The organism is Deltaproteobacteria bacterium, from assembly GCA_016210045.1.
GTDB lineage: Bacteria > UBA10199 > UBA10199.
The window spans coordinates 42614-52065 of the sequence record JACQUX010000027.1; the positions used below are offsets into that span (position 1 = coordinate 42614).

The 9452-nt window shown below is 61.1% G+C and carries 7 protein-coding genes; 4 read left to right on the plus strand and 3 right to left on the minus strand.

The window, feature by feature from the left end; all coding sequences use genetic code 11:
- Positions 1-2: 2 nt before the first annotated feature.
- On the minus strand, positions 3-2846 hold the full coding sequence (uvrA, locus tag HY696_09130) for an excinuclease ABC subunit UvrA (GenBank protein MBI4238560.1): 2844 nt from the start codon (positions 2844-2846) through the stop codon (positions 3-5).
- A gap of 163 nt (positions 2847-3009) precedes the next feature.
- Here uvrA and HY696_09135 point away from each other — a divergent pair, with 163 nt between their 5' ends.
- Both HY696_09135 and HY696_09140 read left to right on the plus strand, forming a co-directional pair.
- A complete protein-coding gene (locus HY696_09135) occupies positions 3010-3405 on the plus strand; it encodes a hypothetical protein (GenBank protein ID MBI4238561.1) in 396 nt (131 codons plus the stop codon).
- A 111-nt stretch (positions 3406-3516) separates the two neighbouring features.
- Positions 3517-5583 carry a helix-turn-helix transcriptional regulator gene (locus tag HY696_09140; GenBank protein MBI4238562.1) on the plus strand — a complete coding sequence of 689 codons (2067 nt, stop codon included), beginning with the start codon at positions 3517-3519 and terminating at the stop codon, positions 5581-5583.
- Between the two features lie 31 nt (positions 5584-5614).
- Here HY696_09140 and HY696_09145 read toward each other — a convergent pair whose 3' ends face one another.
- Positions 5615-6070: a hypothetical protein gene (locus HY696_09145; GenBank protein ID MBI4238563.1), complete on the minus strand. Its 456-nt coding sequence runs from the start codon at positions 6068-6070 to the stop codon at positions 5615-5617.
- On the minus strand, positions 6067-6360 hold the full coding sequence (locus HY696_09150) for a ribbon-helix-helix protein, CopG family (GenBank protein ID MBI4238564.1): 294 nt from the start codon (positions 6358-6360) through the stop codon (positions 6067-6069). The genes HY696_09145 and HY696_09150 overlap by 4 nt, the downstream gene beginning before the upstream one ends.
- Positions 6361-6451: 91 nt before the next feature.
- On the opposite strand from HY696_09150, the gene gspE reads away from it, so the two are divergent.
- On the plus strand, positions 6452-8146 hold the full coding sequence (gene gspE, locus HY696_09155; protein MBI4238565.1) for a type II secretion system ATPase GspE: 1695 nt from the start codon (positions 6452-6454) through the stop codon (positions 8144-8146).
- Between the two features lie 21 nt (positions 8147-8167).
- The gene (gspF, locus tag HY696_09160; protein MBI4238566.1) at positions 8168-9406 is read left to right on the plus strand and encodes a type II secretion system inner membrane protein GspF; all 1239 of its coding nucleotides are present in this window, start codon (positions 8168-8170) and stop codon (positions 9404-9406) included.
- Positions 9407-9452 lie beyond the last annotated feature (46 nt).

Genomic DNA, 9452 nt, shown 5'->3' on the forward strand with positions numbered 1-9452 from the left:
GTTTATCCCTCAGCGCGACGCCGGATACGCGGGCTGGGGAGCACGGCGCGCAAGTAGTGGCCGGTGTACGACGTGGGGTGCGCGGCGATCTGTTCCGGGGGACCGGCGGCGACAATATACCCGCCGGCGTCGCCACCTTCCGGGCCGAGGTCGATGACGTGATCGGCGGATTTAATCACGTCGAGGTTATGTTCGATGATCACGACCGTGTTGCCGGCGTCGAGCAGGCGATTCAGCACGTCGAGCAAGCGCGCGACGTCGGCGAAGTGGAGCCCGGTGGTCGGTTCGTCCAGCAAGTAGATGGTCCGGCCGGTCCCGCGTTTCGAGAGTTCGCGGGCCAACTTGATCCGCTGCGCCTCGCCGCCGGAGAGCGTGGTCGCCGATTGCCCGAGCTCGATATAGCCGAGGCCCACATCGACCAACGTCTGCAACTTTTGCCGGATCAGCGGGATGGTGCTGAAGAATTCGTAGGCTTGGTCGATGGTGCAACTGAGCACGTCGGCGATGCTCTTGCCTTTATACAGGATCTCTAACGTTTCTCGATTAAAGCGCTTCCCATTGCACGCCTCGCAGCGGACGTAGACATCGGGGAGAAATTGCATCTCGATGCGGAGGATCCCGTCGCCTTCGCAGGCCTCGCACCGGCCGCCTTTCACATTAAAGGAGAAGCGGCCCGCTTTGTAGCCGCGCGCCTTGGCCCCAGGGAGTTCGGCGAAGAGGTCGCGGATATGGGTGAACGCGCCGGTGTAGGTGGCGGGATTGGAGCGCGGCGTTCGGCCGATCGGCGCTTGGTCGATGTTGATCACTTTATCGAGATACTCCGCCCCGTCGATGGCGTCGTGGGTGCCGGCGGTGACCGGCGTGCGGTATAGGCGCTGGCATAGTCCTAAATAGAGTGTGTCGTGGAGTAGCGAACTTTTCCCGGAGCCGGAGACGCCGGTAATGCAGGTCATCATCCCGAGCGGGATGGCAACATCGAGCTGCTTCAAGTTGTGCGTCGCGGCGCCGCGGATGACTAACTGTCGGCCGGTCGGGATGCGCCGTGCCCCGGGGACGGGGATCGCGCGCGCGCCGCTCAAGTACAGGCCGGTCAGTGAATCTGGATGGGCGACAATTTCCGCTGGTGTCCCGGTTGCGACGATGCGTCCGCCGTGTCGGCCGGCGCCGGGGCCCATATCGATCACATGATCCGCAGCCAGGATGGTGTCGGCGTCGTGTTCCACGACGAGCACGGTGTTGCCGAGGTCGCGCAAGTGTTTCAAGGTTTCCAACAGCCGGCGATTATCGCGTTGGTGCAGTCCGATGCTCGGTTCATCGAGTACATAGAGGACGCCTGTCAGTGCCGATCCGATCTGCGTGGCGAGTCGGATCCGTTGCGCCTCGCCGCCGGAGAGGGTCGCGGCGGAGCGCTCCAGCGTCAAGTAGTTCAGGCCGACGTGTTGCAAAAAGCGGAGCCGCTCGCGCACTTCTTTTAAAACGCGTTCGGCGATCGCTAACGCCCGCGGCGGCAGTTGCCAGGCGGCGATGGTCGTGGCGAGCGCGTCGATGGAACGGCTTGTGAGTTCATGAATGGCCGCTCCCTCGACTTTCACGGCGAGGCTTTCGGTGCGCAGTCGTGCCCCGTGACAGGTGGGACAGGCGCGCAGCGTCATGAAGGCCTCGATCTCTTCCCGAATCCAACGCGACTCCGTCTCTTCGTAGCGTCGTTCCAAATGCGGGATCACGCCGCGGAACGGATTGGTGTAGGTCTCGCGCCGTCCATGCCGTTCGATGACGAACGGGATTTCTTCCTCGCCGGACCCGTGCAGCAGCATCTGTCGTATGTGTTCCGGGAGTTTGCGCCATGGCGTGCGGAGATCGAATTGGTAGTGGCGGGCGAGATTGTCGAACACTTGCAAGTAATACGTCGACGTCGCGGAGCGCCACGGCGCGACCGCGCCTTCGCGCAAGCTGAGCTCCGGATTCGGCACGATCGCCTCCGGAGCGAAATGCATCTTGGTGCCGAGGCCGGAACACGCGGGACAGGCCCCGATCGGACTATTAAAGGAGAAGAGTTGCGGTGTGAGTTCCGGATAGCTAATTCCGCATTCGATACAGGCCGCCTTCGCGCTGAGCAGCAGGCTTTCGGTCCCCGCTTCCACGCGCGCGACGCCGTCGCCGTGGCGGAGCGCCGTTTCCAACGAATCGGGGAGCCGATTGCCGATGTCGGGTCGCAACACCAATCGATCCACGATCAACTCGATGGTGTGCGGACGTTTCTTGTCGAGCGTGATCGCTTCGCCCAAGTCTCGCGCAGTGCCGTCGATCAGGGCGCGCGCAAAACCCGCCTTGCGCAAACTCGCCAACTCCTTCGCGAACGTCCCTTTGCGGTTGCGCGCGATCGGCGCGAAGATCGTGAACTTCGTCTGGGTGGGGAACGCCATTAATTGATCCACCATCTGGGTGACCGTTTGCGATTCGATCGGTCGCCGGCATTGATGACAATGCGGCACGCCGATGCGGGCGTAGAGCAATCGCAAATAGTCGTAGATCTCCGTGATCGTACCGACCGTGGAGCGTGGATTGTGGCTGGTTGTTTTTTGATCGATCGCAATCGCCGGCGAGAGACCATCGATCGATTCGACGTCCGGTTTTTCCATCTGTCCCAGGAATTGTCGCGCGTACGCGGACAGCGATTCGACGTAACGGCGTTGGCCTTCGGCGTAGATGGTGTCGAACGCGAGCGTCGATTTGCCGGAGCCGGAGAGGCCGGTGATGACGACGAAGCGATTGCGCGGGATGTCGACGTCGATCCCTTGCAGATTGTGCGTCCGCGCGCCGCGGACGGAAAGGAGTTGCGGTTCCATCGTGAAGCTTGGCTAGTTGCCTGATGGCGGACAGCATGTCAACTTCCGGGAATCGCCGGATTTTCGGGGGCGGCAGGGCTGGGCGGGGCACGCGGTGAAAAAATTCATTGGCAATTATTGGGGGCTATGTTACGCGCCCGCACCGAAAGGAGGTGAAAACCAAATGAACAAGATCAGCACAATCGTAGCAGTGGCAGTCGTCGGCTTCGCAATGAACGCGATGGCGACGAGCACGACCACGACCACGACTCCGGCAGCGACGACGCCGCATACCACGGCGACGGCGCCTGCGACCACGACGACACCGGCCGCAAAGCCGGCGACGACGACGGCCCCAGCCGCCACGACCACGACGGCCAGTGCCGTGCAGATGATCTCGGGCGAAATCACGAGCATCACCCCGACGAACTGCAAGATTAAGGACACGGCCGGCAAGGAGCTGACCTTCAACGTCCCCGAAACCATGAAGACTAAGGCGACGGCGTGGAAGGTAGGCGACAAGGTCACAGCGCAGTATGACACCAAGACTTTCAACTTGGTCGATGTTGCGAAGCAGTAAGACCGATTTGTTGGATGAATATCAAGAGGCCTGGGAGGCGACTCCCGGGCCTCTTTGTTTGTTGGCAACTTCTATTGACGTGCCGCCGATAGATAAGAAGACATGAGCAAGATGGGTTCCATCGGGAGTGTGTCGCAGGGCGTTGGGCGCGTGGTCGAGGTGGATGTGCGGGCAGCGGTGCGACGGCGACTCCGTGGCGGGACAGAACGGCGTGGGCCGCAGATCGTGCCGTTGGCCGTGCATGCGGCGGCGAGTGCGGCGCGTGTAGGCGGCGGCCTCTGGACTCCGGCGTCAGCGAGTGCAGTGAAGTCGGACCGGACGCAACCAACCGGCTGGCGTTTACCGCTTGCGCTCGAGTTTTGTGGTTTGCCGCCCGAAATGGCCGAGCGCATCGTTTGGGCGTTGGCGCCGTATGTCGCGTGGGAGGCCGATCCGCGGCGTTTAGGTCAATCGGTCTCGGCGACGTTGCGGCTCTCGGGGATGGCGATCCCGGTGTTGCAGGAACGTGGACTCTCGGATGCCGCCGTGCGGGTTACATTGCAACACGCCCGGCATTTTTTTGCCGTGCGCCGTTTGATCGTGGGTCGTTCCGAGCAGCTGGGAGCGCGTCCGTTTGGTGCCGAGCTCAAACTGCGGCATCTGTCCATACAATATCGCGTGCCGATTCCGAAACCATTGCGGACTCGCGTGCTGGAGGCCGTGATCCGGCTCGATGGGGCCCTTCCAGCGGACTGGCAAGGCACGTTGACGCCGCGCCATGGGGTCGTCCAACGGGTCTTTCCGACGGCGGAGCCGTGGCTGGTTGATTGTGCCATCCATTTACTCAACCACGCCCGTACTGCGCCCGATGACGTCCGCGTCGTGTTGCGGATGGCGCGGCTGCTGCAAGGCGTGGCCACACGCGATGCCGAGGCGCACGGATTTACGCAAGGCGATGTCGAACTGCTCGAGCTCGGGAAATTGCGCCGCATCCCCGACGCCAATAGCGTCGCCGCGAAGTATGGGCTCAGCGTGGAGCGTTTCGGGCGCACGTATTCCGCCACGCACTTTCCTCAAGTGGAGTGGAACAGATTGCGCGTGTTGCGGCCGTGCGTGTTGGACCCCGCCGATCTTCCGAAGGTGATGGCGTTCATGCAACGCTCGCCGACGTTAGGCGAATACTTGATGGCATGGCGCAAACAGCGGGGCGAGACGATGGAGGCCGCCGGCGCGCGGATCGGGCGGACTCCCTCCGCGTATGACCGTCTCGAGGCCAACGGCGCGCCACCCGAATGGCCGACGTTGGCCACGCTCTTGCCCCGTGCCGTGCATGACGACGTCCGCCGATTGTGCATGGCCACGTGGTATCCCGAGCTGCTCGATCCTGAACGCGGCTATCCGCACTTCATCTACGAGCGCTTAGAGCGGGAACCGCTGTATATCTGGCGCCGCGAGAGCGATCCGGTCGGGCGGATTCGGGCCTATGCGCGCGATCCGGGAAGTCCGGGTGAGCAGTATTACTTCGCGCGACTGCGCCGTGGCCTCTCCGGGACCGAGGTCTTTCAGCAAACCGGCCGCCAAGTCGGGCCGCAGCTGTTGCCGTTGATCGAACGGAATATCGTGCGCCCGACGCCGGAGGAACATGCGGCACTCTGTGCGTTATTGCAGCTCGATGCGGCCACGATCGGCGCACAGCTCGCCGCACGCAGCTATCCGCCGATGTCGCGCGGGATCGCATTGGATCTGGTGCGCGCCGACGGTTCGATGGATATCGCACGCCTCCGTTTCCGGCCCACGTTGCGGACGTTTCGAGCGCTGGCCACGGTGCTGAATGTGCCCCGTGGCCGCTTGGCGCGACAGATCAACGCGCGCTTCACGCCGGAATTCCAGCCCCGCGACTTTCCATCGTTTCAAGGCGTCTCGATTCCGTTCACGTCCGACGACCTGGATAAGCTCCGCGCGTTCCACGCGTTGGGGCATCAAACGGTTGCGGAAATGATGCTGTTCGCGCGACTGCGCCCCAAACGGTGCTGGGCCGCTCGCCGCGCCGCCGCCAAGTTGGGGATGACGTATGACCGTTATTGTTGTTTGGAATCCCGCAGCGCCGTTCCCACCCCCGCGGAACTGACCCTCGTCGCCGTTGTCTTCGAGTACGACATCACACAACTCCGCGCCGTGCTTGCCGCGGAAGCCCATTAAATGCGCCAGCGGGCGTCTCGACTATTACTGCCTAGTCACTGCGGGAGAGATACTGGGCCGGGGTTAGCGCGGGGATGGCGAGTTTGTCGGCGAAGTGGCGGGCATTCCAACTAATGAAGGCGGCCAGGTGGTCGGCAAAGCGTTGGACGGCTGAGGCGATCTGGGCATCGCCGAGACTCTGCTTCTTCAACATCTGCTGGAAGATGGCCGGGATGTCGTATTGGAGCTGACCGGTCGCATCGGCAGGGAACAAAATCTTGACCCCGTACCGTTTCGGAAAGTTGGCGTAGAGGCCGAGCAGTTCTTGTTCCGTGAGATTGAATGAGAGAATGCCGCAGACCTCCAGCACATTAAAGATGGAGGTAGCGCCGGGGATTGCTTTGCGGCGCAGCCGATCGATCAGGCGTTGATTGTCGGCAGCGTGAGTATCCCGAGGGTAGCGCAGATCGCGGACAAAGATGTCGGAATCGAGGAAGACGCGTTTCATAAGCCCCGCCGGCGTGCAGCGCGCACTTCCTCTTCGGGTAACGGGGCGTCAGGGCTTGCGCGACATTTGCGATAAATTTCGGCCCAGTCGATTGCGATGCGCGGCTGTTTGCCGCGACGCAGGGCCTCCGTGAGTTGTTCCACGGAGAGACAGGTGGTGTGCTGGGTGGCCAGCAGTTTTTCGAGGGCTTGTCGCAGCAACGCCCCTTTCGAGAGGCCCGCGTGCGTGGCAGCCGCTGACAGCCGTTGGAGGAGCGATGGAGAGAGCTTGATCGTTAATGCATTCGACATGGTATTACCATATTGAAAAATAGGTAACATGTCAATCGGCCGCTTATCGGAAAGCTTCCGCGCGCGCGGGAGTCGTGCTACGGTTGGCGGCATGGAAGATCGGAGTTTGGGGGCCATCCTCCTGGAATCGACCAATCTGACGGAAGATCAGTTGGAACAAGCGCTGGTGGTCCACCGAGAGAAGGGGATCAAACTCGGCGACGCGTTGGTGCAGCTGAAATATCTTCGCACCGAAGATATCCTGAAGGCGTTGAGCATCCAGTTGGGGTTGCCCTACGAACAGGGCATCAATATCGAACATATCCCCGGCGACTTGTTGGAGCCATTGCCGATCAATTACGCCAAGAAAAACGAATTGCTCCCGCTGCGGCGCGAAGGGGATGAAGTCGTGGTGGCGATCGCCGATCCGACGAACTTCGCCGCGCTCGACGACTTGCGGGTCTTGTATCATGCGCGGGTGCGGCCGGTGATCGCCGGCGGATACGAGATCGTCAACGCGATCAACGCGGCGTACAACCGTTCCTCCGACAAAGGCGACAGCTCGATGGAGGACCTGGGCGAGGTCGGAGAAATCGCACAAGACTTCGACGAACCGGTCGACTTGCTCGACGCCGATGACGAGGCGCCGATCATCCGCCTCGTCAATTCGCTGCTGTTTCGCGCCGTCAAACAGAAGGCGAGCGATATCCACGTCGAGCCGTTCGAAAAAGAATTAGTCATCCGCGTGCGAATTGACGGCGTGTTGTACGACATCATGAATCCGCCGAAGCGGGCGCAGAATTCCATCATCTCGCGCATCAAGATCATGGCCGGGTTGAATATCGCGGAGAAACGGTTGCCGCAGGATGGGCGCATTAAAATCAAGATCGCCGGCAAGGATATCGATATCCGCGTCTCCACGGTGCCGACCTCGTTCGGCGAGAGCATCGTGATGCGGTTGTTGGACAAGAGCTCCGTCGCGCTCGATCTGGAAAAATTGGGGTTGGGTGGCCGCGTGCTCCAGACGACGCGCAATTTGGCCCAGCAGTCGCACGGCATCTTTCTGGTGACCGGGCCGACCGGCTCCGGAAAAACCACCACGCTGTATGCCGTGCTCTCCGAGATCAATACGAAAGACGTGAAGATCCTGACGGTCGAGGATCCGGTCGAATATCAATTGGCCGGGATCAATCAAGTGCAAGTGAATCCGAAGATCGACTTGACGTTCGCAACTGCATTGCGCGCCTTTTTGCGCCAAGATCCCGACGTGATCCTGGTCGGAGAAATCCGCGACAAAGAGACGGCTGAAATCGCGATTCAGGCGTCGCTGACTGGCCACTTGGTCTTTTCCACCCTCCACACCAACGACGCCGTGGCGACGGTCACTCGTATGGTCGATATGGGCGTGGAGCCGTTTCTGGTGGCGTCGGCGGTGATGGGCGTGTTGGCGCAACGATTGTTGCGGACGGTGTGCCACGACTGCGCGAAGAAATATGTCCCGACGCCGGAAGAAATGGAGCGGATCGGACTGACGGCAGACGAGTTGAAGGGGCGGCCGTTGTATCGGCCGGTCGGATGCCCGAACTGCATGGAGACCGGCTACGCGGGTCGGACAGGGGTGCACGAATTGTTCCTGATGAGTGACGAACTGCGCGCCGACATTATGAAAGGGGCCGACTCGGCGACGTTGAAGCGCTTGGCCATGTCGCAAGGCATGAGGAGTCTGCGTCAGGATGCGGCCGCGAAAGTGGCTGCGGGGATCACGACGATCGAAGAAGTCTTGCGCAGTACGCAAGATACGGAGTAATCGAACAGACGCACGAAAAATATGCCTGTCTATCGCTACCAAGGGATTGATCAGAAGGGGAAGAAAGTCGCCGGCGTGGTCGATGCGGAGAATGAAAAAGCCGCGCGCGGCAAGCTGCGCAAAGGGAATGTTTACCCGACCGTGGTCGTGATCGAAGGCGGACGCGGGTCGTTCGTGGCCGCGGGGCAGCGCGAATTCAAGTTCGCCGCGTTCTTCCAAAAAGTGAAAACGCAAGACATCGCCCTGATGACGCGACAGTTCGCGTCGCTGCTCGGCGCCGGCGTTCCATTGGTCGACGCGCTGTCCGCACTGATCGACCAAATGGAGCAGCCGAAACTCCGCGAGGCCCTGACGTCGGTGCGGGATCGCGTGACTGAAGGCGAAAAACTCTCCAACACGCTTAAGCAACATCCACAGATCTTTAATGACTTGTACGTCAATATGGTGAGTGCCGGCGAGGCGAGCGGCACGCTCGAGCAGGTGTTGAACCGGCTCGCGGATGTGACCGAGGCGCAAGAGAAGTTGCGGCAGAAGGTCGTCGGGGCGTTGACCTATCCGTGCATCATGGGCGTGGTCGGGTTTGTGATGATGATCTTGTTGGTCACGTTCGTGATCCCGAAGATGACCGGGATGTTGGTCGAAATGAACATCCCGCTCCCATTGCCGACGCGCTTCCTGATGGGGACGACCGATCTGCTGCTCGGGTGGTGGTGGTTGCTGCTCGGGCTCGCCGGGTTGGGCGGCTTTTTTCTTCGGCGTTGGCTCCGCACCGCGAAGGGGCGGGAGACGGTGGACCGTCAAGCGTTGACGGCGCCGCTGGTCGGTCGACTGATGCAGTTAACGACCGTGGCACGGGTGACGCGGACGTTGGGTACCTTGTTGGCCGGCGGCGTTGCGATGCTGACGGCGATCGACATCGTGCGTAACATCGTCGGCAATACGATCTTGAAGCAGGTCTTGGAAACGACGCGAGACGCGGTGAAGGAAGGTTCGTCGTTGGCCGAACCGTTAAAGCGGAGCGGATTTTTTCCGCCGCTCTCCACGCATATGATCGCGATCGGCGAAAAGACGGGCGAGTTGGAAAAGATGTTGGAGCGTGTCGCCGACACCTACGACACGCAAGTCGATAACGCATTGGGTCGCTTAATGAGCCTGATCGAACCGTTGATGCTGGTCGTGATGGGCGGGATGGTCGGGTTTATCGTTGTTTCGGTGATGTATCCTATGCTACAGGCCAGCCAATCGATGATGGAACAGTAGCGGAATTGTCCAGGGATTGTCCTATGTCCTGGAGTTGTCCAATGTC

Coding starts and splice junctions, on each gene's coding strand:
- uvrA (MBI4238560.1), bottom strand. CDS start 2,846: ATGGAACCGCAACTCCTTTCCGTCCGCGGCGCGCGGACGCACAATCTG.
- HY696_09135 (MBI4238561.1), top strand. CDS start 3,010: ATGAACAAGATCAGCACAATCGTAGCAGTGGCAGTCGTCGGCTTCGCA.
- HY696_09140 (MBI4238562.1), top strand. CDS start 3,517: ATGGGTTCCATCGGGAGTGTGTCGCAGGGCGTTGGGCGCGTGGTCGAG.
- HY696_09145 (MBI4238563.1), bottom strand. CDS start 6,070: ATGAAACGCGTCTTCCTCGATTCCGACATCTTTGTCCGCGATCTGCGC.
- HY696_09150 (MBI4238564.1), bottom strand. CDS start 6,360: ATGTCGAATGCATTAACGATCAAGCTCTCTCCATCGCTCCTCCAACGG.
- gspE (MBI4238565.1), top strand. CDS start 6,452: ATGGAAGATCGGAGTTTGGGGGCCATCCTCCTGGAATCGACCAATCTG.
- gspF (MBI4238566.1), top strand. CDS start 8,168: ATGCCTGTCTATCGCTACCAAGGGATTGATCAGAAGGGGAAGAAAGTC.